This is a genomic window from Devosia marina (assembly GCF_009758415.1).
GTDB classification, from domain to species: domain Bacteria; phylum Pseudomonadota; class Alphaproteobacteria; order Rhizobiales; family Devosiaceae; genus Devosia; species Devosia marina.
Genome location: NZ_WQRF01000004.1, coordinates 235,395 through 261,075, shown reverse-complemented (window position 1 = coordinate 261,075; position 25,681 = coordinate 235,395). Strand labels below are relative to the sequence as shown.

Here is a 25,681-nt window from a genome sequence, read left to right as displayed (position 1 = left end):
ATTACGCTCAATAACGCCATGTCGATCACTCCTGGATCCCCCGACCAACAGCCAGGGGACGATCAAAACATGGGTCAATTCTCAGTGAAAACTTCTGCCCCTAGAGGGTCAGATCTCGGTGGCAATCAACAAAAATCGCTCCAGTGGAGCGATTTTAGGTAAGAAGGCCGTGAGAGCCATGCTCGAATGGCCGGGTTAGGTGGGGGTATCCCCTAGAAAGAATACACGGCGCCACTTCCACTGCTGCGCACCTGCCACCTTCACCAGCCGTCACCCTCGGCCTTGAGCCCAGGGCACTATACCAGCTGGCTCCACTGCCCCGACATCGTCCATCAGTACCCGATCTCAGACAACTGGCCACACGTTATTGCAACCGACAGTTACGGGGTGGGAAGGTAACTGTCTGCTGTTGGAAGAACCTGCAGACAATCTGACGCAAGTTCGCAAATTTGCTCAAACAATGTCTTGTATTTCGTCACACCGCGCGCGGACAGGTGCGTCCGACTGTGCTCTATTAGCCGTCCCTGCTGCGGCACCAATGTAGAGGGTGGCGATGCTATTTGAGCGACTGATGAGAAGCGCCAAGATGATCTGGAGGAGACTGCGAGTCGGTTTCCGCTTGGCCACGCGACGACTCGAGAAGAATGCTAGGTGGGCGGCGTCCAGATCGGTCCATCTTAGGGCAGTACTTTGGCAGAAGCTTTATGTTGCACGTGGTAGGCTCCTGGTCTGGCGACTTCGGCATGGATCGGCGGTGGCGGCGATTTTGCTGCTTGTGTTGATTGGCGTCAGCGCTTTCTGGGTTCCGGCGCTTCAGGGGCTACTGGAACCAAACTTCGCAACAGAAGCACGCCTCGCATTGTTCAGGTCGCTGTTCCTCACCATCGGCGGCGCGCTGATTGGGGCAGCGGCTATCGTGTCGTCGCTTGTGCTGTTCGCGATGCAGGTCAATATCGAGAGGATGCCGCATGGCCTATTCCGCAGGCTCAGCGCTGATCAGAAGCTTTTAGGCGCGTTTGCGGCGACATTTCTCCTCGCGGTGGCAATTGGCGGCCTATCTCTTGTCCTAGAGCCGCAGCGGGTGGGCATCGTCGTGTTTGCGGCCCTGTGGGGCACTGCAATGGTCCTTTGGCTGTTTCTCTATGGCTACCGCCGCGCGCTGAGCTTGGTGAACCCGGTGCGGCAACTCAATATGGTCGTTCGGCGGACGCAGCGCGAGATGCAAGCGTGGGCGAGACGAGCGCGACGGGCGGCGCCACTGTTATCGAATGGCGCGCGGACGCAACGAATTGATTCCGGCTCGCCTCAACATGACCTGGCGCGCACGGCATACTTTCAGGCCAATCCAGGTTGGACCGAAGGAGCACAGCAGGGTGTTCGCTATGCGGTGTCGTTTGCGAGCCGCTATGCCGAGCAAGGCGACCATGAGGTCAGCGCTCTAGCAATGAACGCAATAATTGCGATTAACAGCGCTTATGTTGAAACGAAGGGAAAGACCTTCTTTGCCTACCAGGTCATGCTAGACAACCCGCTCTACTCGGATGGGTTCATCAACAATACGCTTGAACAGCTGCGGCAGATGGCGCGCATAGGGGTTGCACGCGGCGACGAACAGCAGACCGAACAAACGCTGCAGGCGATGGCCGAGCTCGTGCGGGTGTATCTGGCAATCGATTATGCGAGCCCGCACGCGTCAAAGACCCACGCGCATCTGGCGGCCGGATACCTCACCGGGGCAGTCGAGCGGATTGCGCCGCACAACATGCCAGACGTACTCATGGAAGGCGTGCGGCTGATGGGGCGATGCGCCGACATGCTGCTTGCAGCAGAAGGCCCGCACGGCATCACAACGCTGGTGCAGAAGATCGGCATTATTTCATGCGCCGGGGTGGCGCGCGAGGATTACCGACCCGTCACGTCCACCGGGGTTGAACAGCTCGCGCGCCTAAGCTTCGACCTGTTGGTGACAAAGTCGCAGGGTGTCCAATTCGCAGCGCAGGACATACGCAGCAGCATGAAGCTGATCGCCGAGCTGCTCATGGCACTGCCGGACGCGCCGTTGATGAGCATCCACAGCATCTATCTTGCGCCCTACTACTCAGCCACGAGTGCGCAGGGGCTCACGATGCGACTCTCCCAGCTCGTCAACGCTGTCGCGGAGGCCCCGGCGGGAGATGTGAATGCCCGGCAGGTCATCGAAAATTTGGAAGAATGGGCGGATGGCATGTATCAGACCGAGAAAGACCTTCTCGTTCACGCCATCGAAAAGCGATCGCAATTCACGTTCGACATGATCCACTGGATCACGGCGGTTACGAAGATGCTGATTGCTGTGTCGAACGCCACCGCCTGTAACGCGCATATACAGGAGAAACTGCGACATCACGCGGCTTGGCTGATTGCGGTCTTGTCCTGGGTGCCGGATGACGAAGACACTGTAAGATTCGTCGAGAGTTTTCGGATGACCGAGGCGTTGTTCGAAGCGGCGGTGGATGCGCGCACGCGCGGTTGCCCGGAGCTTGCCGACGACATCGGCGAGATGCTGCTGTCTTGGACGTTCAAGGCGGGTCGTCACCAGACCGGCTGGGCAATCCTACAGCGGTCGGTCTACGGGCTTGCGACGCTCACACTTCTCGTCGACGACGACACTGTGGTTGTCCGCCTGAAGGAGCGCATTACTGCGCGCGTGGCGGCCGGCGAGTTGCCGGACAAAAAAGTGCGCGACCGTGCGGCCGTGGAAATTCGCGGGCGCGCTGCTTCCCTGTACCGAAAAGGTCACTGGTCTTCGGAAATCGAGCGGGGCATGGCGCAATCCGACCATGGGAAATTGCGGCCACTTCTGGAGGAAATCGCGGACCTGATATCGCCCGAGACGATAGGCGAAGCCGCAAGTCAGGGGTTCCGCTGAAGGTGTCTTCGAGCCGTTTGCCCGGAGATTGCAGCTAGTCGAATGTCTGCTTATGGAGATCAGCTAGGCTTTCTTGGAACACCCGCAACGGGGTCGCAAAGCAGACAAATCAAAACTAATCCCCGCCCCGCCACCCCCGCTTATCCTCTCCTGTCGTCCACCCCCCTCCCGACAAGAGTAAGCAGTGTTCAAAAATCCCCCTCCCGACACCCACCCGGCCCGATCCGCGCAGGAAATTCGGGCCGCGCGGCGCAATGGCCAGCCACCCACACTGAGCCTAGCCACCCGGCACGAAGCCCTAGTTCTGCGTCTTGCCGCGCTGCACAAGGATGTTTCGGCCTTGGCCACGCGGCGCGGGCGGCAGGACTTGTCCGAAACCGTGCGCGTGCTGGCCGAAGGGCTGATCGCCGAATGCGCGCCGTTTCGGGCGTCCCGCGACCGGCTGCCGGTGGCGGCGCCTGATCTCGGCGGGCTCTGCGTGCAACTGGGCCAGGTGCTGGCGCAATTGGAACATTACGAGCGCTGCCACACGTTCTGGAGCGTGGGCGAAAACTGCTGGTGCTGGCGGCTCGCTGGCGGCACCGCGCCGGTCAGGCGGCTGAAACCGCAACCCACCACGGCCCCGGTCGGCCCGCGCGGGCAGGATTTGCGCGACAAACTGGGCAAGATGATCGTGGCGCGCCGCAACCAGGCCTATGAGCTGGGTTTTGCGGCCGGCCGCGCCGCCCGCATCGGCCCGCCCGTGCCCCCGGATTGCGTCGAGCCCGATGCCATCGCGGAAAACAATCCCCGTCTTCTGAGCCTCGATTAACTTCGAGCCGTCCCACAGGGCCAATCGTTCCGGTGGGACGATTGGAGGCGAGAGCATTCCCTCGCAAGAAAAGTAATCCCCGCAAGGCAGACCGCGATTATTCTAGCGCCATCTCCCCGCACGGGCAGTCAGCATGCGACTGAAGCAGGGGAGAGCCGGTCGCGGGTGGGCGCATCACCCGCGGGTTGGATGCGCGCCACCCTGCGACGAGCGATCAAAGGGGACGACAACTCCAATAGAAATCCGGCTCCGGAGACAGGTTTCGTCTCTTAAAAAAACTATCCGAGACGCAATCTGTCTCCGGATCTGCCTGACGTGCCGTCAGGCAAAATCTCTCCGGTGGAGAGATTTTAGGAAGGCAGGCCAGGAGAGCTACGCTCGAATGGCGACACTGCAGCAATAACCATTCGAACCGCGTTCGAATGGCCACGCCCGCACGTCCCGGCTTTTCTTCCCGCTCCATTGCATCCATCCTGACCGGCCTGACGTATCTGCTTACAGGCACAAGACAGGAGTTCAGCGTAGTGGCGAGCAACGAAAAGATCTGGATCATTGGCGGGTCGAGCGGCATTGGCGAGGCCATGGCCAAGGCCTACGCGGCGCGCGGCGCCCTGGTGGTCATCTCGGGCCGCAACCAGGACGCGCTCGATGCCGCGCTGGCGCGGATCGGCCCCGGCCATCACGCCGTTACGGCCGACGCCATCGACCGGGCCAGTCTCGAAGAGGCCGCAGCCCTGCATGGTCCGTTCGATCGCATTGTTACCACCGCCGCCATCTATGATCCCGGCCCGGTCAGCAAGGCCGATCCGGAACAGGCGGCAAAAGTGTTCGAGGTCAATCTCACCGGCACCTTCAACGTCGCCCAGATCGGTGCCGAGCATCTTCGCCCGGGCGGGCAATTGGTGTTGTTCGGCTCGGCCTCGGCTATATTCGGCCTCCCCAATGGCCAGGTCTATTCGGCCACCAAGGCCGGCATTGTCAGCCTTGCCCAGTCGCTGCGCAGCGAATTATCACCCAGGGTCGATGTGCGTCTGGTCACCCCCGGTTTCGTGCGCACTCCGCTCACCGACAAGAATGATTTCGCCATGCCCGGCCTGATGGAGCCCGACGAGGCGGCCGATCGCATTCTCAAGGGGCTCGATGGCAAAAGCTTCGAGATCGCCTTCCCCCGCCGCCTGATCTGGCCGCTCAAGCTCCTCGGCGTGCTGCCGCACCCCCTGGCCTTCGCCATCACCGCGCGGATCCGGGGCTAGGTGGTGAGCTTGGCCACCCAATATCCGGCCAGGGCCGAAATGCCCGACAGGAACCCGCCCCAGGCCATGTCGATCACGCTGATATTGAGGCTCCAGCCCTTGAGGGTCGACAGGTTGGTCATGTCATAGGTGCCATAGGCCAACAGCCCCAGCGCCACCCCGGCCAGCAGCGCCCAGAGCCAGCTTCCGGCATTGAGCGCGGGCAGAATGGCAAAGCCCACCAGCCCGGCGACATAGAACAGGTAGAACAGCGCCGCCGGCAGCAGGTTGGGCTGGTCGAGCAGGAGATCACCAATTTCGGCCCGGTAAAACCCGATGCCCAGCACCGTCAGCCAGAGGAAGTCGATACCGAAGAACACCAGCGCCGTACCGCCATAGGCAGCCAGCACCGTCAGCAACGAAAAGCCGAACATCTCTGTCTCCTCAAATCCCCAGGATAGGCTGCACCAGACGCACCAGGCGGCTGGAGAATTTCAGCGGCGCATCGGTAATGGCCAGGCAGATACAATCTTCGTGCTCGTCCGCCACCGGCTGATGGGTGAGCGAGCCATCGGCATCCTCGATATCGCCGGGGCCGAAGCGGTCGACCTCGTCGTGGAAACTGCCCTTTAGCACCACGGTCAGCTCGCGCCCGCCATGGCTGTGCTCGGGCACCGGTTTGCCGGCGGCGATGCACAGCAGCCGGGCCTGGGTGGTTGGGTCGCCGGTCTTGATCAGCACCTGCTTGGCATTGCCCAGATTGCGCCATTTGATGGTATCGAGGTCACCGCCCAGATAGCCCCGCAGCGGCTCGGGCAGCGTCGCCGAACTCGGACGCCGAATAGGTGTTGCATTGTCTTGCGGGGCCGTCACCAGACGCGCTTTAAGCTGTTCCCAGCTGTCATCAGGCCCTTCAACGGGCGCCAATTCTTCAAGCATGACCCCGGCAGTGGCTTCGGCCAATGCCAATTGCTCGCGACATTGCGGGCACATGGCCAGATGGCAGGCAACAGCCAAAGACCAGCCCTCGGAAAGTCTGCCTGCGGCATAGTCTAGCAGCAGATCGTCGTTGAGATGGTGTCGAATGTTCATTTTATCTCCTCCAACGCCGTTCGAAGGCGTCCGAAGGCCAGTCTGATGCGTGATTTCACGGTGCCAATTGGCAGCCCGGTACGGGCGGCGATGGTGCTGTGCGAGTCTTCGTCGAAAAATGAAAGGCGGATCAGCTCCACCTGTTCTTGCGGCAGGGTCTTGAGCGCCTCATGCAACGCTGCGCCGCTCTGCTTTTGTTCCAGCAGGTCCGGTGCGTTGGGTCCGGGCGGCGGTACCAGCGCCGGATCGTCGGGATCAAAGGCCGGTCGTTTCTGCTTGCGCCAGGCGTCGATCCAAATATTGCGGGCAATGGTGAAAATCCAGGCGGAAGCCTGGCCGCGTTCCGGGTCGAATTGCCCAGCCTTGCGCCAGATCGCCAGCATGGTCTCCTGCATCAGATCCTCGGCGGCCTGGCCGTCCCGTGTGAGCTTCAGCAGATAAGCGCGTACGCGCGGGCTGAAATCCTTGAAAAGCGCTTCAAACGCCGCCATGTCGGCGCGGGCGGCGATCGCTACGATTTGCGCGCCCGTCTCGGCTGGTGGTGCGGCGGCGTCTGTCCGATGCGTCATGCGATTCTGGCCCTGTTCTGGCGCGGGCACGGCAAGGCGGCGGCGCTGTGGTCTGACAGCATCCTCGCATGGTCCGGCAAGTGGGTAAATCGCAAGTGACATGCCCAAGATACGCCGACCTGCGTCGGGTGGATCATGGGGGATACAAAAAAACGATCATAGACCCCTTACGAAAAATGTTTCCCCGTGGTTGATCCATGCTTGCTGCGCAGACGTAACAGAAGCAAACACTCAGGACATAAAGCATGTATCACGCTGCCACAGGATTCTCAGGCTCGCCCGCCACGCGTCAGCGTATTGCAGTTGTTGGCAGCGGCGTTTCCGGCCTGTCGGCGGCCTGGTTGCTCTCCAAGAGCCACGATGTGGTCCTCTATGAGGCCGATGCTCGCCCCGGGGGTCATGCCAACACCATCGACGTTCCAGGGACAGGCCCGGTCGATACGGGCTTTATCGTTTACAACGATAAGAATTATCCCAACTTCCAGGCCATGCTGGCCCATCTAGGGGTCGGTAGCATCCCTACTGAAATGTCCTTTGCCGCCTCGCTTGATCGCGGAACGTTTGAATATTGTGGAGAAGGGCTTTCAGGCATGCTCGCGCAGCGCCGCAACGCCTTCCGTCCGCGCTTCTGGAGCCTGTTTCGGGACTTGCTGCGCTTTTACCGCGAAGCGCCCAAGGCGCTGCTTCAGCCCGATATGCGCGGCCTGACGCTGGATGAATATCTGCGGGCTCAACGCTATTCACGCTCCTTCGTAGAGGGGCATTTGCTGCCCATGGCGGCGGCGATCTGGTCGTCCAAGGCCGAGGACATTCGCGCCTATCCCCTGTTTGCCTTCGTCCGCTTCTTTGAGAGTCACGGCCTGCTGCAATTGTGGGAACGCCCAAATTGGCGCACTGTCGCTGGAGGGAGCCGGGCCTATGTGGGTGCGCTGCTGCAGGATTTTGACGGTCAGCTACGGCTCTCCACGCCCGTCGCCAGGGTGGTTCGTGACGCCGCCGGTGTCACTGTCACCGCCCGTACCGGTCAGGTCGATCAATTCGACGCTATTTTGATCGCTACCCATGCCGATCAGGCGCTGTCCATGCTCGATGCACCCAGTGCACAGGAACGCGAATTGCTCGGGGCGTTCTCCTACACCACGAACACGGCCGTGTTGCACGCCGATGCGACCTATATGCCGCGCCGCCGCAAGGTGTGGTGTTGCTGGAACTACATCTCGACCGATCACATTTCGTCCGAGAATCAGCTTTGCGTGAGCTACTGGATGAACCGGCTGCAGAGCCTTGAGGGGCGCGATCTGTTCGTCACGCTCAATCCGCCGGCCGACCCGCAGCAGGAGATTGCGCGCTTCGAATATACCCACCCCTTGTTCGATAGCGCGGCCATCCATGCCCAGGACAATCTCTGGCAGATCCAGGGGCAGAACCGCACCTTTTTTGCAGGCGCCCACTTCGGTCGCGGCTTTCACGAAGATGGATTGCAGTCAGGCCTCGCCGCTGCCGAGGCCATGGGTTCGCTGCCGCGCCCCTGGACCGTGCCCAATCCCTCGGGCCGGATCACGCTGGCCCCTGCCGAGGCGGCGCTGGTGGCATGATCCTGAACTCGGCCATTTATGTCGGCCATGTGGTGCATCAGCGGCACCGCCCGAAAAAGCACCATCTGCGCTATCGGGTCTTTTCGCTGCTTATTGATCTCGATGAATTGCCTGTGCTGAACAGGCTGAAATGGTTCGGCCACAACCGCCGGGCCCTTTTCTCCTTTAGCGACGCCGACCACGGGGACGGCCTAGCCTTACGCGACTGGGTCAACCGGCACCTTGCCAGCGAGGGGCTCGGCCCGGCCGGGCGTGTGCGCCTGCTCTGCTATCCGCGCATCTTGGGCTATGTGTTCAATCCACTAACCGTCTGGTTCTGCGACGATGCATCGGGTCGGCCTCTAGCCACAATCTACGAAGTGCACAACACGTTTCGCGAGCGTCATAGCTATGTGCTGCCCGCCAGTGCCGACCAGGTTGCGGACAAGGCGTTCTACGTCTCGCCCTTTATCGACATGAATTGCCGCTACGAATTCCGCCTGACTCCGCCGGGCGACAAGGTCCGCATCGCGATCCATGAAACCCAGGACGACCGGCCCTTGCTTTATGCCGCCTTCACAGGGGACCGGCATGAGCTGACCGACGCCAAGCTGATGCGCCTTTTCGTGACCCACCCGCTGATGACCCTCAAGGTCACGGCGAGTATTCACTTCGAAGCGCTGCGCCTGATCGCCAAAGGCATCCGTATCCGCTGGCACACCGACCGCAAGACGCGGCAGCAACCCCGCCCGCCCCGGACCACCGAGCCGCAGGGCTAGAGCGTTTCCAGCAAAAGTCGCAACGGTTCGCGGATCTAAAACGTCACAATACGAGGACTTGGATCGGTTTCAGCGTTTCAACGCAACGGCAAAACCGCTCTTGCGCCTACCATTCAAAGTCAGGGCCGTTCTCGCGGGCACCAAGGAAGAACACGTCGCTCATCAGCTTGAGCGGGGCGGCGTCGACATCAGATGCGCGGGCGTCGAGCAGATCGGCGAAGCGCTCATAAATGCCGGCATACTCTTCGTCGCCATGTTCGAGCACCACCTCGCCATTGATGCGCAAGGTGCGGCCGCCGTGTTCGAGCTTGAGATCGTCGCCGGTGCCTGTGGTCACCTGAATGGTCCAGATTTCCCCGCTATCTTCAAGCCAGTTGAATCCCGAAGACATTTCGGGCCGATGCGGCTGGCCGGACTTGAACTGGACCTCCACATCGACAGGCGTCTGCCGATTGGCCGGGAAGATCAGCCGCGCGCTGTCGACAAAAACCGGGAACGGCATGATCTTGGTGAAGATCGAATAGGCATTGATACCGGGGTCGCAAACGCCAAAACCACCTGGCTCCCACACCCAGTCCTGGCCGGGATGCCATTTGCGGACGCTCTCGCGCCACTCGATACGGACTTTACTGACGCCCTGATCGGAAAGGATAGCCTTGGCACGGTCAACGGCAGCGTTGTACTGGCTGTGCCAAGTCTGGAACAGCACGCGGTCGAGTCGTGCAGCATGCGCGACAATGTCGTCCAGCTCCGAAATCGTGGTGGTGGGTGGCTTTTCCATCATCACATCCCTGCCCGCATCGAGTGCCTCGCGCACCAGCGAATGGCGCACGCCAGGGGGCGTGCAGATCGACACCAGACCCACTTCCGGCATGGCCGAATAGAGTTCGGCTGGTGTGCGGAATACCGGCAGGTCACCATGCGCCACGCCGCGCGAGGAGACGGTCGCAGCCAGCTCGAAATCCTCGGACGCCTCGATCACCGGTATGTGCTGGTCCACCGCGATCTTGCCCACGCCGATAATGGCGATCTTGCGCTTGGCCATGCCAGAACTCCCCTGCAGCAAAAACGCGGCTATAGAGCAGGTCTTGCCAGCGTCTGCCAAGACCTCCAAGCGATAAAAGTATGATTTTTATGCGGTGGGTGCCGGTTTGGGCGGCTCCCACAGCTCGATGGGATTGCCCTCGAGGTCGTGAATCCGGGCAAACCGCCCGGTCTCAGCACTGTCCCATTCATCCGGCCGCGTTTCGATGGCAATGCCCGCCGCCTTGAGCTGCGCCATCAAGCCTTCCAGATCATCGACACGCATATTGATCATCCACTGCTTGTCAGCGGGAAAGTGATCGCTGCTTTGCTTGAAAGGCGAAAAGACAGTGAAGCCCGCCTGCTGGGTCCAGAACTCGGTGATGCCCAGATGGTCTCGTACCATTGCCCCAGCGCGCGGGTGTCGCGGGCCCGAAAAAAGATGCCACCAATGCCGGTCACGCTTGCCATGCCCGCACCCCTCACTTCGAGGCCAGCATGGCATGGCAAGGCGACGGTCAAAAGGCAGGTTCAGCGAATGATAATGGCACGGAAGTCATTTACATTGGTGCCGGTGGGGCCGGTGATGAAGAGGTCGCCGATGGCCTCGAAGGCCGTATAGGCATCATTATTAGCCAGTGCCGCCTGCGGGTCGATACCGGCTTCGCGCATGCGCCATGCCGTCGTGCCGTCGACAAAAGCCCCCGCATTGTCTTCCGAACCGTCAATGCCATCGGTATCGCCGGCCAGGGCGGAGACCCCGTCTGTCCCATCCAGTGCGATGGCCAGCGCGAGCAGAAATTCACCATTGCGGCCGCCGCGCCCCTTGCCGCGCAGCGTCACGGTCGTTTCGCCGCCCGATAGCAACACTATCGGCTTGTGGAAGGGGCGGTTGCGTGCGGCAATTTCCTTGGCCAGCGCCGCATGCACCTGCGCCACATCGCGCGCTTCACCCTCGATGGAATCGGACAGGATGGCCGCTTCGACCCCAGCCTGGCGCGCCATACCGGCGGCAGCCTCCAGCGACAGGGCGGCCGAGGCAATGGTGACCACGCTGTTGCCAGCAAAGCCTGGGTCGCTCGGTTCCGGCGGCAGATTATCTTCACTCTCCAGCAGACGCCGCGCCGCTTCGGGCAGGTCGAGACGGTAGAGCGTTGCCAGCCGGCGCGCTGCGGCCCGTCCACCGGACAGAGGCAGCGTGGGGCCGGAGGCTACCAGTGCCGGATCATCGCCCGGCACATCGGACACCACCAGCGTTGCTACCCGCGCCGGCGCCGCTGCGGCCGCGAGGCGCCCGCCCTTGATAAGGGAGAACTGGTTACGGATCAGGTTCATCACGCCGATCGGGGCTCCGGAAGCCAGCAGCGCCCGGTTGATCGCCTGTTCATCTTCGAGGTCCAGGCCTTGTGCGGGAGCGGGCAGCAGGGAAGAGCCACCGCCCGAAATCAGAGCCACCACCAGATCATCTGCAGTGAGCCCGGAAACCAGCGCAAGCAATCTCTGCGCAGCCATTTGCCCGGCCTGATCGGGCACGGGATGGGCCGCTTCGACAATCTCAATGCGTTCACAGGCCTCGGCGTAGCCATAACGGGTGACTACCAGGCCGGAGATGTCGCCGGACCAGGCCGTCTCGAATGCCTTGGCCATCTGCGCCGATGCCTTGCCGGCCCCGATCACCACGGTGCGGCCCTTGGGCGGCGCTGGCAAGTGGCGTTCGACGGCCAGGGCTGGCTGGGCCTGTGCAACGGCTTGGCGAAACAGGCGTTCGAGCAGTGAGCGGTCCATGGGATTGCTGTCTTCTGGGTTGCCGGGTGGCACCTTGTCGCCACCGGAAATGCATTTGTCCAGTCCCGTGACTTGTCAAACGCCCGCCATATAGGTCCATTAGCTCCGCGTTCAGGAGGTCCCATGTCGCAGAGATTCGCAATATACTACGCCCCCGCGGTCACTGACCTTCTCTGGGAGCGCGCTGCGGTCTGGCTTGGCCGCGACCCTGCCTCCGGGGTGTCCTACGATGGCGCCGTTGCCGGAATGGAGCGGACCCGCCTGCTCAATCTTACCCAATCTGCCGGCCGCTATGGTTTTCACGCCACGCTCAAACCGCCAATGGCGCTTGCCCCGGGCCAAAGCGAAGAGAGCCTGCGCGCCGCTATGAAGGAAGCGGCAGGCGAGCTGCCAACCGTGCCCCTGGGCAAGCTCCGGATCGCCTCGCTCGACGGCTTCCTGGCCCTGATGCCCGAAGAAGCGAATAATGCCCAATTGCAGGATTTCGCTGCCACCGTGGTCGAGCTTTTCGACCCTTTCCGGGCGCCGCTCAAGCCGCGTGACCGCGCCGAGCGGGCGGCCCGTGGCCTGACGCCACGCCAGGAAGAGCTGCTCGACGCCTATGGCTATCCCTATGTCTTTGATCAGTTCCGTTTCCACATGACCCTGACCGACCGCCTTTCGGCAGCCGAGCACGATGAAGTGCTGCAGGCTGCACACACCTGGTTCGGGCCGATTCTCAACGACCCGGTCACGCTCGATCGACTGACCCTGTTCCACGAGAAGGAAAACAAATTGCCCTTCGACCGCATCGCCGACTTTCTGCTGGGAGGCTGAGGCCGGTGTCCGAAACGGTATTCTCCAACGCGCAGATTGTCCTGCCGGACCAAGTGATCCGGGGCAGCATCGTGATGCGCGATGGCAGGATCGCCGAGATCGACGCCGGGTCCAGTCGTGTCGGCGACGATATCGAGGGCGACTTTCTCATTCCCGGACTGGTCGAATTGCACACCGACCATCTGGAGAACCATTATCGGCCGCGCCCAGGAGTCTTCTGGGATCCGCTTGCCGCGCTCCAAGCTCATGATGTGCAGATCGCCGGCTCGGGTATTACCACTGTGTTTGACGCGGTGCGGATCGGGTCGGATAATGACCTGCCTGACATGCTGTCCCATGCCCGGCATCTGGTTGATGCGGTCAGGGCCGGTGGTGCCGCTGGGTGGCTGCGGGCCGAGCACTTCATTCATCTGCGCTGCGAATTGCCAAGCCACGATGTGGTCGATCACTTCGACGCGCTGGCAAACCATCCGACGACGCGGTTGGCCTCGGTCATGGACCACACGCCGGGGCAGCGCCAATTCCGTTCTCTTGATGCCTATAAGCGTTTCTATGCCAAGCAGATGGGCCGCAGCCCCGAGGAATTGCAATCTTACCTTGAAGCGCGCCTAGCCGAACACAAGCGTTATTCTACCCCCAATCGACAGGCGATCGTTTCGCGCGCCCGCGCCATGGGGATTGCCCTGGCCAGCCATGACGATGCGACCCTGGCCCATGTCGAGGAGGCCGAGGCGGACGGTGTGGCCATCGCTGAATTCCCCACCACGCTCGAAGCGGCGTCCGCCGCGCATGAAGCGGGGCTGGCGATTTTGATGGGCGCCCCCAATGTGGTACGCGGCAAATCCCATTCGGGAAATATTTCGGCCACCGATCTGGTGGAAGCTGGCCTGCTGGACATTCTCAGCTCCGACTATGTACCCTTTGCCCTGTTGCAGGCTGTATTCCTGCTGCCGCAGCGCATTGAAGGTCTTGCCTTGCCGGCCGCGCTCGCGACTGTAACGGCCAATCCGGCGCGGGCGGCCGGGCTCGAGGATCGGGGGGAAATCGTGACGGGCAAGCGGGCCGATCTGGTGCGGGTTGCAGCGCAGGCGCCTCTGCCCGTGGTTCGCGGCGTCTGGCGTGAAGGGCGGCGTGTGAGTTGAGCGAACGTCCCCCTGGAGTGCTGGTTCTGGTTATTGGCCCGTCCGGGGTCGGCAAGGACACTCTGATCGGCGGTGCCCGCCAGGCGCTGGACGGCGACAAGCGCTTCAGTTTCGTGCGGCGGCTGGTGACCAGACCCGCCGATATTGATCTTGAGGACCATATCAGCCTTGAACGCGAAGACTTCGCCCGGGCCAGGAAAGCCGGCCGGTTCGCCCTGACCTGGCAGGCCCATGGGCTGGATTACGCTCTACCTATTGGCGTCGATACCGATCTGGCGCTGGGCCGCGTGGTCATTGCCAATATCTCGCGCCACGCCGTGCCTGAGGCGATTGCTAAATATCCGCTTTGCCGGGTCATTCAGATTTCCGCGGAGATTTCTTTGCGCGCCGCGCGCCTGTCAAAACGGGGGCGCGAAAACCGCGACCAGATCGTCGCGCGCCTTGCGCGCGAAGGGGCAGCTCTGCCCGCCGATATCGAGCCTGTGGTGATCGATAATTCGAGCTCTATCGGCATCGGGGTCACTGCTTTTGTCATGGCGCTGCGCCGCATTGCAGAAGATTGAACCGATTGGGGTCGCTACGCGTTGAGCACAATCCATTCAAGCGTCAGGAGATACTCTTGTCCCGCAACAGCCTTTACGGCGTGATCGCCATTCTGGTCATCGCATTGGTCGCCTTTGGCATTTATACCTATCAGCAGCAACAGGCCCAGCCGGGCATAGAGGTGCGGGTTGATGAGCAGGGGATTTCGATTGATGGGAATGGCTAAGGATAGCGCAGAACTGCGGCATCAGGCGATCATCACGGCCTTGGCATCCGAACTGGAACGACAGGCGGCTTCCGGCGCCTCACGGGTAGATGTCGATGCGCTGGCGTCGGCGGTAGAGGCCGCCCTAGATCCGGATCTGCCAATGGCGGAAGGGCGTCGGCCTTCGGAGTTGAACGCAACCAATGATGATTGACGGCTAAGCTTTCGGTCCAAAAACGAAAAAGCCGGTGGTGGTGCCACCGGCTTTACTATGCTGCCTCGCCGTCGGCGACGGCGCGGCTGATCGCCAGATGGGCGGTCTCGACAGAGGGGAAGCGCTTGCCGTCCATGGCAAAGGCCGGCAGCTTGACCGCCACAAACCTGTAGCCTTCGGCATCCGGCACAACCACGCCCTGTGGTTCTCCGGCAACTTCGATCACAATGGGCCTGAGCTTTTCGGCCCTGTTCAGATTATTTTCCTGCATAGGTGGAAACTCCACTTGCGCGTCCGACCAACACGGATTCCTTCATTTTGAAGGTGATCCGAGGGCTGGCAGCGCGGGGTCTATCGGTTTTGTGAGACGAGGATGTGACGGATCAGATCACATTCGTTTTGAGCGACAGGACCCTTGCCAGCGTTTGGAAATTCGCATGCAGGTTACTACGGTCGAACACATGGCATGGATCGTGAAGGTCTTCGATGTCGTCATCGTCATTCCTCTCCTTGCGGGTGTTGAACGCTTATTTGGCACGCCAATGCGGCGGCGCCATGGCAAGATAGGGAACGCGGTCAGGTTTTGCCAGTGCACCTTTATGCGTATTTGCCGATAATCGCGCAAAACCCTGCCCGAAAAGTCTCGGCCCACTAAAACATGATAACACTAGTCATGTTAAATCGCAAGTGCATGCGTCTTGCTTCGAACCCCGCAATCTGATGTTCTTTACCGATTAGGCGTCCCCGCCGGTTTCCGGCGGGTCTGAGGGGAACATTGGTGTCGCAGGAAGAAGTACCGCCCGCCTCGCGCGGCAAGCGGGGCGTAAAGCCATCGGGCAAGCCCACGCTCAAGACCATCGCACAAATGACAGGGTTGGCGGTCACAACCATTTCTCGCGCCCTCAATAATGCACCCGAATTAGCTCAGGAAACGCGCGACCGCGTGCAGAAGATCGCTGCTGAAATTGGCTATATGCCGGATCGGGCGGCCCTGCGCCTGAAGACCGGCCGCACCAATGTCATCTCGCTCATCCTCGAGCCGGACGAGCAGATCTATGGCTTCGGCACGAGTCTTGTTACCGGCATTACCGAGGCGCTGCGCAACACCAGCTATCACTTGGTCATCACGCCGTTATTCCGAAATGTGGAACCCATCGAGCCGATCCAGCACATCGTGCGTAACCGCATGGCCGATGGCGTGATATTTTCCAAGGCGGAGGCCTTCGACGAGCGCATCCGCTTCCTGCTCGACAATGACTTCCCCTTTGTCAGCCATGGCCGCAGCCGATGGCCGGAGCCGCACCCCTTTGCCGATTACGACAATGAGGCCTATGCCTACGGCGCCACGCTGCGCCTGGCCGCCAAGGGCTGCCGCAAGGTCTCGATCGTACTCCCCGAAAGCGCGCTCACCTATACCGAGCATTTGAAAGCCGGCATGGAACGGGCCGCCCGCGAGGCCGGTATCACCTTCGAGTTTGCCGCAGACGTCAATCTGGGCAGCCCGACCGATGCCATCCGCAACTACGTCATCAAGCGCGCCAAGCGGCCCGACGGGCCTGATGGCTATGTCTGCGCTTCGGAAGTTTCGGCCCTGGCGGTAACTGGCGGATTGACAGATGCGGGTCTGGTGGTGGGCCAGACCGCCCATGTCGTGACCAAGCAATCCTCCTCCATGTTCGCCCAGTTCCAGCCGGGAGCTGAAACCGTGCCGGAAGATTTTGTCGCTGCGGGCCGCAATCTGGGCAGCCTGCTGCTTCGTCGTATTGCCGGGGAAACCGAAGGTCTGCAGTTCATGGCCCAGCCAGTTTTTGACTGGCAGGATGATTGATCCGGCCTACGAGCCTTCGAGCTCCTCGCGCAGCATTTCGAGTTCCAGCCACTGTTCCTCGGCTTTCGCCTTTCGGGCGATGGTGGCTTCCAGCGCTTTGGACTTGGCCGCGAAGCCAGCGGGGTCACGGGTGTAGAAATTGGCCTCCGCCAGCGCCGTGTTGAGCGCGTCAATCTCGCTATCGAGTTTCTCGATATCCTTGGGAAGGGTTTCAAGCGCGTGCTTTTCCTTGAAACTTAGCTTGCGCTTGGGCGCTGCTGCCGAGGCCGCCAGTGATGTCTGGTTCAGGCTGGTCTTGCCGGCGCGATGCGTCTTGAGGGCCGGTTCGCGGGCCGTGACGCCCTCGCCACGCTGGATCACCATGTCGGAATAGCCTCCGGCATATTCTGTCCAGACGCCTTCCCCCTCGGCGATGATCACCGAAGTGGCAACGCGGTCTAGGAAGTCGCGGTCATGGCTGACCACGATGACCGTTCCTGCATAGTCCGAAACCATTTCCTCGAGCAGGTCTAGGGTCTCGAGGTCGAGGTCGTTGGTCGGCTCGTCCAACACCAGGAAATTGGAGGGCAAGGCCAGCGCCCGGGCCAGCGCCACGCGCGCGCGCTCGCCACCCGACAGTTTGCCGATCGGAGTGTTGGCCTGTTCGGGGCCGAACAGGAAGTCCTTCATATAGCCAACGACATGCTTGGGCTGGCCGTTGATCTGCAAGGTATCCGAGCCGCCCCCGGTCAGCGCTTCCTTAAGGCGCGTTTCGGGCTGCAGCTTGGCGCGACCCTGATCGAGCATAGCCAGTTCCAGGGCCGAGCCCAGCTTGATCTTGCCGCTGTCCGGCTTGTCGAGGCCGGTGAGCATCTTGATGAGCGTGGTCTTGCCGGCGCCGTTGGGACCAACAATACCTATTCGGTCGCCGCGTAGGACGCGCGTCGAAAAATCTCCGACGATGACGCGCGGCCCAAAGGACTTGGAAATATTCTCGGCCTCGACCACCAGCGCGCCCGAGGTGCGTCCCTCGCTCACCTGCATGTTGACCGAACCGGTCACGCGCCTTTGCTCGCGCCGGTCCTGCCGCAAGCTAGCCAGCCGTTCGAGCCGCCCGACATTGCGCTTGCGCCGCGCGGTGACACCATAGCGCAGCCAATGCTCTTCGCGCACGATTTGGCGATCAAGCTTGTGGCGGTCGCGTTCTTCTTCTTCCAGCACCTGGTCGCGCCAGCCCTCGAAATGAAAAAAACCCTTGTCGAGGCGGCGCGTCACACCTCGGTCCAGCCACACGGTGGATCGCGTCAAATCGCTGAGGAAACGCCGGTCGTGGCTGATCAGCACGAGGGCCGAGCGCAGCGAATCCAGTTCGGCCTGCAGCCATTCGATGGCCGGCAGGTCAAGATGGTTTGTCGGCTCGTCCAGCAGCAGCACATCGGGCCTAGGCGCCAGCACGCGGGCCAGCGCCGCGCGGCGGCCTTCCCCGCCCGACAGGTTCTTCGGGTCTTCTTCTCCGGTCAGACCGAGCGAGCTCAACAGATACTGCGCGCGATACTCGTCATCGCCCGGCCCGAGGCCGGCCTCAACATAGGCCAGCGTCGTTGCATAGGCCGAAAGGTCCGGTTCCTGCGGCAGGTAGCGCAGGGTGGCACTGGGCTCGACGAAACGCACGCCCTTGTCATGGGTCACGTCACCCGATGCGATTTTGAGCAGTGTCGACTTGCCCGAGCCGTTGCGCCCCACAAGCGCAATGCGTTGCCCCGGGGAGACAATCAGTTCGGCTGCTTCCAGCAGCTGCGTGCCGCCAAAAGTGAGCTGAATATTCTGCAGGGAGAGAAGTGGGGGCTGGGCCATGTCGTGTCCGGTCAATTCGCCCCGGATAGATCATAGGGGCGGAGCCAGATCAATTGGCAGGCAACGCAAAACCATGATTCAAAAAAGGCCGGTCAGGACGTTGAGGATCCTGGCCGGCCCGGGGAGACGGTAGCAGCAAGCCCCGTCATGTTCTGGCGCTCGGACCCACAGGCCCCTAGGGGTCGCAGCGCCATGGACGCACTCAACCACGCTAAAATATGATTGTCAAACTCATATTTGAGTTTTGTTGTCAGATTTTTGATCAGGCAGCGTTGACCGCCTCGTCCGCCGTCAGACCCAGCCTTTCGCGGATCGAACGCTTCTTGCTGGCCAGATCCGCTATGGTGTGCCGGCTCAACACCTCGAAAAACGCGCCTAGCGCTTCGCGCAGCGCCCCATTGAGATCGCATTCACCGATCAAGGGGCAGTCCGAGCCGTCCTCGAAGCATTCCGCCAACGCGAAATTCTCTTCGGTCAGTTGGATGGTTTCAAGCAGGGTAATGTCCTGGGCAGGCTTGCCCAGCTTGATTCCGCCATGCCGGCCGCGCACGGTTTGCAGCAGCCCGTTTTCCACCAGCGGCTTGATCAGCTTGAACAGAAACAGTTCCGATATGCCATACGCGCGCGCGATCTCGGCCACCCGGCTCAAACCCGGCTCATTAACAGCGCAATAGACCAGCGTACGGATGGCATAGTTGGATTGGCGGGTCAGTCTCACTGGAAGCCTTTCTGCTGCGTCGCGCGAGCGCTCTCTTGGTTGGTTGCCCTCAATAACGTGGCCGCTAGCTTATAACCATTCTAAAAAATGTCAAATTATCTTGAAGCGCAAGATCATGTTTTTTGTGATCGTGTGCGGCACTGGACAGGTGTTTATCTTCCTCCTATGAATTTAATGGGGCGAGGAGGTTTGGAGTGGATAAAACAGTCACCCGAGCCATGTTAGGGGAAAGCGTCGCCGACGCGACGGGTCTGTCGCGTCACGATGCCGTCCAGATCGGCGAACGCATGTTCGAGTTGATCGGTGATGCCCTCAAGCGTGGCGAGTCAGTCAAGTTGAGTGGATTTGGAACGTTGGATGTGCGCTCCCGCGCCGAGCGAATCGGTCGCAACCCCCGCACCGGCCAGGAGCACCGAATTGCGCCGCATCATACGGTCGTGCTGATCCCCAGCGCTCGGCTGCGTGATGCGCTGGAACCGGCACGGGCCGCAACCAAGGTTCAAAAGTAGCGCCTGTAGAGCGGCAATTCCGCGGCGCCAATGGCAGGAGACAGCCTGCCATGCTGACCATTGACCACGCGGGGCCGCTTGAAACCGCGTGTCTCGAACCGGCCCATCTCGACCTGCAGGCGCTCCGCCAACTTGGCCCCAATCCGAGGGCCCAGCTCGGTATCAAGGACCACGTGCGGATGCTCAAGGATCATGCTGGCATTGTGGACCACCTGCGCCAGGGCTTGTGCCGCCTCGCCAACCCATGCCTCGACTTGGTGTGTCATTGCAGCCAGGTCCCAGTTCGCTACCGGCCCTTCAGCCTCGGTAAAGCCGGCGGCGACGAGCCGGGCGCGCAGGGCGAAGAGCGAGGCGACCTGGTGCGCCAATTGCGGCGCGCTACCGTTTACGTGGACAAGGCCAGAGCCCAGATCGACGGCGTGGCCGGTCGCGCCTTCCCACAGCACCCCATCGCTCACCATGCCGGCCAGCAGCAACTGCGAAACCATCAGAAATACGACATTGGCCGGTCGCGGCGGCGCCAGCGCAATCAGTTCGGCCCAGCATCCGGCATTGCCGTCATTGATCTGGGTGATCTCGAGCCCGCTGCGCCGCGCCAGTTCGGCGACGGGATCGATCTCCCGCCACCGCTTCACCTGTTCGGGTGGCGCATTGAACAGGTCCAGATCGGTGGTCAGCGAACCGGGCATGGCTAGGCCGATGTCAAGCAGCCGCGACCGATGGGGCTGCGGCAAGGTACGGCGGAACGCCTCGATCACGCCGCCGATACGGTCGAACACCGAGGCGGCGTCGGGATAGGCATGGTCTTCATGATGGTGCTGCAGAATGGCGGCATGCATGTTGATCAGCACGACATCAAGATGGCGCCAGCCGATCTCCACGCCGATTGCAAAGCCCCCATTCTCATGCAGCAGGATCGGCGTGGCGGGTTGTCCGCGCCGGCCCCGCAAGACCGGGCCGCGTACGATGAGCCCCTCCCGCTCAAGATCGATCAGGATGGCTGAAACCGTCTGCGGCGCCAGGCCTGACAGGCGCGAAATCTCGGCGTTCGAGGCGCCGGAATTAAAGGCGACGACCGTGAGCACGGTCTTTTCATTGGCACGCCGAACGCCAGTGTGCCGAACACCCCGCCGGCCGGCAACAAACACGTCGCGCGTCGGCTCCAAATCTGAAGACATTTTGACAGGACTCCTGCCGGGACAAGACGAGCCTGCGGCCAATAGCTAGTGTATTCTGGTTCAGGCCCGGCCCGGCTGAGTATCGCTCCGCAGCTTTGCGATAACTTCACCTCGCAATGCCAGTAATCGTCATCTGTCGTCAAGTCTCCCGCGCTGTTCAATTTTCTAGTGCCCAATTTGTAGCGCTTATGCTGTTTTGCTCGGGGCGGCTCGTTCGCCGTTCACCGCCCGCTGTCGTTCAGCAGGCTTTCTGCTTCCGCGCTTAGCTTGAGGCGCACTCCGCGCGCCAGGCTCTCGACCTGTTCGACCGAGGTGGCCGAGGCAATCGGTGCGCTGACGCCGGGTTGAGCCACCAGCCAAGCCAGGGCCACCTCGGCGGGCGTTGCGTCCAATTCGGCGGCAACCTGATCCAGCGCGCCCAGAATGCTCAAGCCCTTGGCGTTGAGATATTGTCCGGCGCCGCTGCCTCGGGCTGACTGTCCCAGATCATCCTGGCTGCGATATTTGCCTGTAAGAAAGCCCGAGGCGAGGCTGTAATAGACAATCGAGCCGACCTCGTTCTCGACGAGATAGGGTTGGAGCGCATCGAATTCGGCGCGGTCATAGAGATTGTAGCGCGGCTGGGTCACTTCGTAGCGCTGCAGCGATTTGACGATGGCGGTCTGTTGCGCTTCCCGCATCATGATGGCGCTGTAGTTCGAGGCGCCAATGACCCGCACCTTGCCTGCCCGGATCAACGTATCATAAGCCTCCAGCGTTTCCTCATGACTGGAGTCGGTGTCCGGCCAGTGGCTGAAGTAGAGATCGACATAATCGGTCTGCAGCCGATTGAGAGAGGCTTCGATGCTCGCCTTAATCGAGTCGGGCTTCAGCCCGCCCGGCTTCCTGCCCGAATTGACCTTGGTGAAAATATGCACCTCGTCCCGATTGCCCCGTGCCTTCAGCCATTTCCCGATGATCGTCTCGCTCATGCCAGGAGGGTTGCCCGGCACCCAATTGGGATAGCCTTCGGCGGTGTCGATGGCGGAAAAGCCTGCGCCGACATAGGCATCGAGTATGTCAAAGCCTCGTGCTTCATCGACCGTCCAGCCAAACACATTACCACCCAGCACCAGAGGTTCGATCACCAGTTCACTGCGGCCAAGGGGGCGACGGTTCATTGTGCTTCTCCATTGTTCTGTGGCGGGCCAACGTCTGGCGATCCGATTTGTTCGCCTGGCGGCACGCGTGGCGCACACCAATGCAGGGCCTCGGCGATGGAACGGAAGGATCCGGAGAGGTCGATAAAGACGAAAGCCTTATCCATATCGTTATAGTGGCGTAGATAAACAAACGTGCCGTGACGCAATCCGTCCAACAACCAGCCATCCGGATCATCAAGTCGTGCGCCATAGGGCGAGGTGCCCGCAATGGTGTCGATCAGCCTTGTTTCCCGATCCAGGGTCATTTCCCAAGTGCCGGCATCGCCCGCCGGGCGGCTTGTATAGACATGTAAGCCAACCGCGTAGTCATCCTCGCAGCGGACGACAAGGCAGGCAAATTCATTCGCATTGCTCTCGCGTGCACAGCCCATGCTGGCCCGGTCCCCTTCTTCGGGCAAGGGGGAATAGTGCCAGCCGGGCTGTTGTCCGGCGGCCGGGCCCACGCATAACAGAGTCAGGCCAATTAGCGCCGCGGTTCGATGAGGTCCCATCTGTTTCCGTAAAGATCGACAAAGACGGCGACCGTGCCATAGGCCTCGCGCCGTGGTTCCTCGAGAAAATGCACGCCATTGGCCTGCATGCGGGCGTGGTCCCGGTCAAAATCGTCGGTTTGCAGAAACAGCATGACCCGCCCGCCGGCCTGCTTGCCGATCACCGCTTGCTGATCCGGACCATCGGCCTTCGCCAGCAACAGGCGCGCGCCGTCTCTACCCGGAGGCGCCAACACCACCCAGCGCTTGCCGGGTGCCAGCGGCGTATCTTCGACCAGCGTGAATCCGACCGCGTCGCGATAGAATGCAACCGCCTCCTCGTACTCCGCGATGACCAGGGCAATGGTAGCAATGGATTGCTTCATGCCCGCAGATGAAGTCGCGCCGGGGCAGGGGTCAAGGACTTCCTTGCGCAGCCGAACGGATTGGTCAGGAACCGTCCATTTCTGTGGATTGCCAATATACCGGCGATAGCATTGACCAAACGGTCAACGATTCCCGTTGCGCTCCTGTCAAATCTACGCTTTGGTGTCGCCCAAGCCACCTTTGGGCAACCATTGAGATGGCGTATTTAAGGAACGGGAGACTATTCATGCACACTTCACTGACCCGCATCGCGGCGGTCCTGATCGCCTCGACGATGCTCGCCGGTGTTGCCCAGGCCGAGACGGTCCGCTGGGCGCGTTCGTCCGATTCGCTCACGCTGGATCCGCATTCGCAGAACCAGGGCGTCACGCATACCTTCGCCCATCACATCTATGAAACCCTGATGTGGCGCGACACCGAAGGCACGCTGATCCCGCGCCTGGCGACCGAATGGTATGTCAAGGAAGATGATCCGACCGTTTGGGTGTTCAAGCTGCGCGAAGGCGTCAAGTTCCACGACGGCGCCGACTTCACCGCCGAGGACGTGGTGTTTTCGCTCGACCGCGCCCGCTCGGAAGGCTCCAATCTCAAGCAGCTTCACGCCGAAGTGGCAGAAGTGCGCGCCGTGGACGACTACACCGTCGAGGTGCAGATGGTCGGCCCGAGCCCGCTTTACCCGAACAACGTCACCAACACCTTCATCATGGACAAGACCTGGTCCGAGACCAACAATGTCGAGGAAGTCCAGGATTTTGCCGCCGGCGAATCCAACTATGCCGTTCTCAACACCAATGGCACCGGCCCCTATATGCTGACCTCGCGCGAGGTTGACGTCCGCTCTGTGCTGTCCGTCTTCGATGGCTGGTGGGGCGAAGCGCCCGCCGTGACCGAGATCGTCTACCTGCCGATCGCCGACAATGCCACCCGCATTGCTGCCCTTCTCTCGGGCGACGTTGATATCGTTCAGGACGTCCCCGTACAGGATATTGAGCGCCTGCAGAATTCGGCCGGCTTCAAGGTCGAAACCGGTCCTGAAAACCGCGTGATCTATTTCGGCTATCGCTTTGGTGACGAGCCGCTGCGCTCCTCCAACATCACCGACAGCAACCCGTTCGACAATCCGCTGGTGCGCGAAGCCATGGAACTGGCGCTGGATCGCGACGCCATCCAGCAGGTGGTGATGCGTGGCAACTCCATTCCGACCGGCGTGGCAACCCCGCCCTTCGTCAATGGCTGGACCGAGGAACTCGACCAGTATCCCGCCCCCGATGTGGAACGCGCCAAGGAACTGCTGGCTGAAGCCGGCTATCCCGATGGGTTCTCTGTGACCCTGGACACGCCGAATAACCGCTATGTCAATGACGAAGCAATCTCCACCGCCTATGTCGGCATGCTGGGCCAGATCGGTATCGATGTGACGCTGGCGTCGCGCCCGATTGCTGAGCACAGCCCGATCATCCTGGGCGATGAAACTGACTTCTACCTGCTTGGCTGGGGCGTTCCGACCTTCGATAGCGCCTATATCTTCAACGATCTGGTGCACACCAAGACCGACACCCACGGCACCTATAATGTCGGTGGCTACTCCAATCCCGAGCTGGACGAAAAGATCATCTCGCTCGGCACCGAAACCGACCTTGATGCACGCGATGCGACCATTGCGGAAATCTGGGAAGTGGTGAAGGCCGACCGCGTGCTCCTGCCGGTGCATAACCAGACGCTGGCCTACGCCATGCGCGAGGATATCACTCTGCCGGTGCACCCGGAAAACCAGCCCAACATGACCACTGTCGTGTTCGCCGAGTAAGCGTCCTGCAATCCTGAACCGCCGCGCGGAGTCGAACCCCGCGCGGCGGTTCTCAGTTATGGGGGGCCCAGTATGCTGGCCTTCATTGCGCGACGGCTGTTTCAGTCCGTTATCGTCATGCTTGCGGTGGCTTTCATCGCCTTCATGGTCTTCCGTTATGTCGGCGATCCGGTCAGCTCCATGCTGGGCCAGGATTCGACACTGGCTGACCATGCGGCGCTGCGTGAGCGCCTGGGGCTCAACGAGCCCTTCTACATCCAGTTCTTCAGCTTTGTCGGCAATGCCCTGCAGGGACAGTTCGGCATCTCCTACCGGCTGCAGCAGCCGGTGAGCCAGCTCATCATGGAGCGCCTGCCGGCGACCATAGAACTGGCCTTCGCCTCGGCCAGCATCGCCCTGGTGCTCGGCGTTGTTCTGGGTATCTACACTGCCCTCCGGCCTCGCGCCTTTTCCACGGGCGTCATCATGACCGCCTCGCTGATCGGGGTATCCTTGCCCACCTTCCTGATCGGTATTGGTCTGATCTATGTCTTCGCGGTCGAACTCAAGGTCCTGCCTTCCTTCGGGCGCGGCGAGGTGGTGGATCTGGGCTGGTGGCGCACCGGTTTTCTCACTGAGTCCGGGCTGCGCTCGATCATCCTGCCGGCCATTACCCTCTCGCTGTTCCAGCTGACGCTGATCATGCGGCTGGTGCGAGCCGAAATGCTCGAAGTGCTGCGCACTGACTATATCCGCTTTGCCAAGGCCCGTGGCTTGAGCCAGCGGGCGATCAATTTCGGCCATGCCCTCAAGAACACCATGGTCCCGGTCATCACCATCACCGGCCTGCAATTGGGGTCGGTCATCGCCTTCGCCATCATCACCGAAACCGTGTTCCAGTGGCCTGGCGTGGGCTCGCTCTTCGTCAACTCCGTTGCCGTCGTCGACGTCCCGGTGATGGCCGCCTACCTCGTCTTTGTGGCGCTGGTTTTTGTGGTCATCAACCTCATCGTTGATATTCTCTATTTCATCGTCGATCCGCGCCTGCGCGACGGCGCCAAATCCGGGAGGTAGTCG

At 61.3% G+C, this 25,681-nt stretch carries 26 protein-coding genes and 1 pseudogene; 14 read left to right on the top strand and 13 right to left on the bottom strand.

Annotation, left to right across the window (positions count from 1 at the left end; all coding sequences use genetic code 11):
* Positions 1-754 precede the first annotated feature (754 nt).
* From GO014_RS14535 to GO014_RS14525, 3 genes are all read left to right on the top strand, one after another.
* A complete protein-coding gene (locus GO014_RS14535) occupies positions 755-2,908 on the top strand; it encodes a hypothetical protein (RefSeq protein WP_157291027.1) in 2,154 nt (717 codons plus the stop codon).
* A 184-nt stretch (positions 2,909-3,092) separates the two neighbouring features.
* Positions 3,093-3,719 (top strand): hypothetical protein, encoded by a 627-nt coding sequence (locus tag GO014_RS14530; protein WP_157291026.1) that lies wholly within the window; start codon positions 3,093-3,095, stop codon positions 3,717-3,719.
* Positions 3,720-4,141: 422 nt separating this feature from the next.
* Complete coding sequence (locus GO014_RS14525; RefSeq protein ID WP_157291025.1) at positions 4,142-4,972, top strand: SDR family NAD(P)-dependent oxidoreductase; 831 nt, start codon at positions 4,142-4,144, stop codon at positions 4,970-4,972.
* Here GO014_RS14525 and GO014_RS14520 read toward each other — a convergent pair.
* From GO014_RS14520 to GO014_RS14510, 3 genes are read right to left on the bottom strand one after another with little or no spacing between them, the layout of a single operon-like run.
* On the bottom strand, positions 4,969-5,385 hold the full coding sequence (locus GO014_RS14520) for a DUF2177 family protein (protein WP_179952982.1): 417 nt from the start codon (positions 5,383-5,385) through the stop codon (positions 4,969-4,971). The genes GO014_RS14525 and GO014_RS14520 overlap by 4 nt on opposite strands.
* Positions 5,386-5,395: 10 nt before the next feature.
* The gene (locus GO014_RS14515) at positions 5,396-6,043 is read right to left on the bottom strand and encodes a ChrR family anti-sigma-E factor (RefSeq protein ID WP_157291024.1); all 648 of its coding nucleotides are present in this window, start codon (positions 6,041-6,043) and stop codon (positions 5,396-5,398) included.
* On the bottom strand, positions 6,040-6,642 hold the full coding sequence (locus tag GO014_RS14510) for an RNA polymerase sigma factor (RefSeq protein ID WP_343030974.1): 603 nt from the start codon (positions 6,640-6,642) through the stop codon (positions 6,040-6,042). The genes GO014_RS14515 and GO014_RS14510 overlap by 4 nt, the downstream gene beginning before the upstream one ends.
* Before the next feature lie 215 nt (positions 6,643-6,857).
* Between GO014_RS14510 and GO014_RS14505 the strand changes: the two genes are divergently transcribed.
* Together GO014_RS14505 and GO014_RS14500 are read left to right on the top strand one after the other, a co-directional pair.
* Positions 6,858-8,207 carry an NAD(P)/FAD-dependent oxidoreductase gene (locus GO014_RS14505; protein WP_157291023.1) on the top strand — a complete coding sequence of 450 codons (1,350 nt, stop codon included), beginning with the start codon at positions 6,858-6,860 and terminating at the stop codon, positions 8,205-8,207.
* On the top strand, positions 8,204-8,965 hold the full coding sequence (locus tag GO014_RS14500; protein WP_157291022.1) for a DUF1365 domain-containing protein: 762 nt from the start codon (positions 8,204-8,206) through the stop codon (positions 8,963-8,965). Before GO014_RS14505 ends, GO014_RS14500 begins: the two co-directional genes overlap by 4 nt.
* A 106-nt stretch (positions 8,966-9,071) precedes the next feature.
* Here GO014_RS14500 and GO014_RS14495 read toward each other — a convergent pair whose 3' ends face one another.
* The 3 genes and pseudogenes from GO014_RS14495 to GO014_RS14485 form a co-directional block, all read right to left on the bottom strand.
* Complete coding sequence (locus GO014_RS14495; RefSeq protein ID WP_157291021.1) at positions 9,072-10,010, bottom strand: Gfo/Idh/MocA family protein; 939 nt, start codon at positions 10,008-10,010, stop codon at positions 9,072-9,074.
* Positions 10,011-10,097: 87 nt separating this feature from the next.
* Positions 10,098-10,459, bottom strand: a pseudogene (locus tag GO014_RS14490) (VOC family protein).
* Between the two features lie 60 nt (positions 10,460-10,519).
* Positions 10,520-11,773: a glycerate kinase type-2 family protein gene (locus GO014_RS14485; RefSeq protein WP_157291020.1), complete on the bottom strand. Its 1,254-nt coding sequence runs from the start codon at positions 11,771-11,773 to the stop codon at positions 10,520-10,522.
* A 123-nt stretch (positions 11,774-11,896) separates the two neighbouring features.
* Here GO014_RS14485 and GO014_RS14480 point away from each other — a divergent pair, with 123 nt between their 5' ends.
* Genes GO014_RS14480 through GO014_RS14460 form a run of 5 tightly spaced genes read left to right on the top strand, consistent with a single transcriptional unit; the run spans position 11,897 to position 14,693 of the window.
* Entirely contained in the window at positions 11,897-12,589 is a 693-nt protein-coding gene (locus GO014_RS14480; RefSeq protein WP_157291019.1) for a DUF1045 domain-containing protein, read from the top strand.
* A gap of 5 nt (positions 12,590-12,594) precedes the next feature.
* On the top strand, positions 12,595-13,731 hold the full coding sequence (locus GO014_RS14475; RefSeq protein ID WP_343030973.1) for an alpha-D-ribose 1-methylphosphonate 5-triphosphate diphosphatase: 1,137 nt from the start codon (positions 12,595-12,597) through the stop codon (positions 13,729-13,731).
* The gene (gene phnN, locus GO014_RS14470) at positions 13,728-14,294 is read left to right on the top strand and encodes a phosphonate metabolism protein/1,5-bisphosphokinase (PRPP-forming) PhnN (protein WP_157291018.1); all 567 of its coding nucleotides are present in this window, start codon (positions 13,728-13,730) and stop codon (positions 14,292-14,294) included. The genes GO014_RS14475 and phnN overlap by 4 nt, the downstream gene beginning before the upstream one ends.
* Positions 14,295-14,350: 56 nt before the next feature.
* Complete coding sequence (locus GO014_RS14465) at positions 14,351-14,500, top strand: hypothetical protein (protein WP_157291017.1); 150 nt, start codon at positions 14,351-14,353, stop codon at positions 14,498-14,500.
* The gene (locus GO014_RS14460; RefSeq protein ID WP_116587948.1) at positions 14,493-14,693 is read left to right on the top strand and encodes a hypothetical protein; all 201 of its coding nucleotides are present in this window, start codon (positions 14,493-14,495) and stop codon (positions 14,691-14,693) included. Before GO014_RS14465 ends, GO014_RS14460 begins: the two co-directional genes overlap by 8 nt.
* A 55-nt stretch (positions 14,694-14,748) precedes the next feature.
* Here the strand turns inward: GO014_RS14460 and GO014_RS14455 are convergent, their stop codons facing one another.
* Entirely contained in the window at positions 14,749-14,964 is a 216-nt protein-coding gene (locus GO014_RS14455; RefSeq protein ID WP_116587949.1) for a hypothetical protein, read from the bottom strand.
* Positions 14,965-15,471: 507 nt separating this feature from the next.
* Between GO014_RS14455 and GO014_RS14450 the strand changes: the two genes are divergently transcribed.
* Positions 15,472-16,521 carry a LacI family transcriptional regulator gene (locus GO014_RS14450; RefSeq protein WP_343030972.1) on the top strand — a complete coding sequence of 350 codons (1,050 nt, stop codon included), beginning with the start codon at positions 15,472-15,474 and terminating at the stop codon, positions 16,519-16,521.
* 6 nt (positions 16,522-16,527) lie between these two features.
* Here the strand turns inward: GO014_RS14450 and GO014_RS14445 are convergent, their stop codons facing one another.
* Positions 16,528-18,354 carry an ATP-binding cassette domain-containing protein gene (locus tag GO014_RS14445; protein WP_157291016.1) on the bottom strand — a complete coding sequence of 609 codons (1,827 nt, stop codon included), beginning with the start codon at positions 18,352-18,354 and terminating at the stop codon, positions 16,528-16,530.
* A gap of 262 nt (positions 18,355-18,616) precedes the next feature.
* On the bottom strand, positions 18,617-19,072 hold the full coding sequence (rirA, locus tag GO014_RS14440) for an iron-responsive transcriptional regulator RirA (RefSeq protein ID WP_116587952.1): 456 nt from the start codon (positions 19,070-19,072) through the stop codon (positions 18,617-18,619).
* A gap of 194 nt (positions 19,073-19,266) precedes the next feature.
* On the opposite strand from rirA, the gene GO014_RS14435 reads away from it, so the two are divergent.
* Positions 19,267-19,581 carry an HU family DNA-binding protein gene (locus GO014_RS14435; RefSeq protein ID WP_207785206.1) on the top strand — a complete coding sequence of 105 codons (315 nt, stop codon included), beginning with the start codon at positions 19,267-19,269 and terminating at the stop codon, positions 19,579-19,581.
* Here the strand turns inward: GO014_RS14435 and GO014_RS14430 are convergent.
* The 4 genes from GO014_RS14430 to GO014_RS14415 all read right to left on the bottom strand — a co-directional run bounded on the left by GO014_RS14430 (position 19,572) and on the right by GO014_RS14415 (position 22,817).
* Entirely contained in the window at positions 19,572-20,759 is a 1,188-nt protein-coding gene (locus GO014_RS14430; protein ID WP_157291015.1) for an ROK family transcriptional regulator, read from the bottom strand. The two genes, GO014_RS14435 and GO014_RS14430, sit on opposite strands and share 10 nt — an antisense overlap.
* 221 nt (positions 20,760-20,980) lie before the next feature.
* Complete coding sequence (locus GO014_RS14425; protein ID WP_157291014.1) at positions 20,981-21,919, bottom strand: aldo/keto reductase; 939 nt, start codon at positions 21,917-21,919, stop codon at positions 20,981-20,983.
* Complete coding sequence (locus GO014_RS14420; protein ID WP_179952981.1) at positions 21,916-22,332, bottom strand: hypothetical protein; 417 nt, start codon at positions 22,330-22,332, stop codon at positions 21,916-21,918. Before GO014_RS14420 ends, GO014_RS14425 begins: the two co-directional genes overlap by 4 nt.
* Positions 22,333-22,424: 92 nt before the next feature.
* Positions 22,425-22,817 (bottom strand): VOC family protein, encoded by a 393-nt coding sequence (locus tag GO014_RS14415; RefSeq protein WP_157291012.1) that lies wholly within the window; start codon positions 22,815-22,817, stop codon positions 22,425-22,427.
* 227 nt (positions 22,818-23,044) lie between these two features.
* Between GO014_RS14415 and GO014_RS14410 the strand changes: the two genes are divergently transcribed.
* Both GO014_RS14410 and GO014_RS14405 read left to right on the top strand, forming a co-directional pair.
* Entirely contained in the window at positions 23,045-24,625 is a 1,581-nt protein-coding gene (locus GO014_RS14410) for an ABC transporter substrate-binding protein (RefSeq protein ID WP_157291011.1), read from the top strand.
* Between the two features lie 72 nt (positions 24,626-24,697).
* Positions 24,698-25,678, top strand: a complete 981-nt coding sequence (locus GO014_RS14405; protein ID WP_104892353.1) for an ABC transporter permease — start codon at positions 24,698-24,700, stop codon at positions 25,676-25,678.
* The last annotated feature ends 3 nt before the right edge of the window (positions 25,679-25,681 follow it).

Excerpts from the sequence above, each read along its gene's own strand:
- GO014_RS14405 (WP_104892353.1), top strand. The coding sequence starts at position 24,698 with ATGCTGGCCTTCATTGCGCGACGGCTGTTTCAGTCCGTTATCGTCATG.
- GO014_RS14525 (WP_157291025.1), top strand. The coding sequence starts at position 4,142 with ATGGCCACGCCCGCACGTCCCGGCTTTTCTTCCCGCTCCATTGCATCC.
- GO014_RS14495 (WP_157291021.1), bottom strand. The coding sequence starts at position 10,010 with ATGGCCAAGCGCAAGATCGCCATTATCGGCGTGGGCAAGATCGCGGTG.
- GO014_RS14500 (WP_157291022.1), top strand. The coding sequence starts at position 8,204 with ATGATCCTGAACTCGGCCATTTATGTCGGCCATGTGGTGCATCAGCGG.
- GO014_RS14515 (WP_157291024.1), bottom strand. The coding sequence starts at position 6,043 with ATGAACATTCGACACCATCTCAACGACGATCTGCTGCTAGACTATGCC.
- GO014_RS14455 (WP_116587949.1), bottom strand. The coding sequence starts at position 14,964 with ATGCAGGAAAATAATCTGAACAGGGCCGAAAAGCTCAGGCCCATTGTG.
- GO014_RS14430 (WP_157291015.1), bottom strand. The coding sequence starts at position 20,759 with ATGTCTTCAGATTTGGAGCCGACGCGCGACGTGTTTGTTGCCGGCCGG.
- GO014_RS14415 (WP_157291012.1), bottom strand. The coding sequence starts at position 22,817 with ATGAAGCAATCCATTGCTACCATTGCCCTGGTCATCGCGGAGTACGAG.
- GO014_RS14460 (WP_116587948.1), top strand. The coding sequence starts at position 14,493 with ATGGCTAAGGATAGCGCAGAACTGCGGCATCAGGCGATCATCACGGCC.
- GO014_RS14410 (WP_157291011.1), top strand. The coding sequence starts at position 23,045 with ATGCACACTTCACTGACCCGCATCGCGGCGGTCCTGATCGCCTCGACG.
- GO014_RS14445 (WP_157291016.1), bottom strand. The coding sequence starts at position 18,354 with ATGGCCCAGCCCCCACTTCTCTCCCTGCAGAATATTCAGCTCACTTTT.
- GO014_RS14420 (WP_179952981.1), bottom strand. The coding sequence starts at position 22,332 with ATGGGCTGTGCACGCGAGAGCAATGCGAATGAATTTGCCTGCCTTGTC.
- GO014_RS14520 (WP_179952982.1), bottom strand. The coding sequence starts at position 5,385 with ATGTTCGGCTTTTCGTTGCTGACGGTGCTGGCTGCCTATGGCGGTACG.
- GO014_RS14485 (WP_157291020.1), bottom strand. The coding sequence starts at position 11,773 with ATGGACCGCTCACTGCTCGAACGCCTGTTTCGCCAAGCCGTTGCACAG.
- GO014_RS14480 (WP_157291019.1), top strand. The coding sequence starts at position 11,897 with ATGTCGCAGAGATTCGCAATATACTACGCCCCCGCGGTCACTGACCTT.
- GO014_RS14505 (WP_157291023.1), top strand. The coding sequence starts at position 6,858 with ATGTATCACGCTGCCACAGGATTCTCAGGCTCGCCCGCCACGCGTCAG.
- GO014_RS14425 (WP_157291014.1), bottom strand. The coding sequence starts at position 21,919 with ATGAACCGTCGCCCCCTTGGCCGCAGTGAACTGGTGATCGAACCTCTG.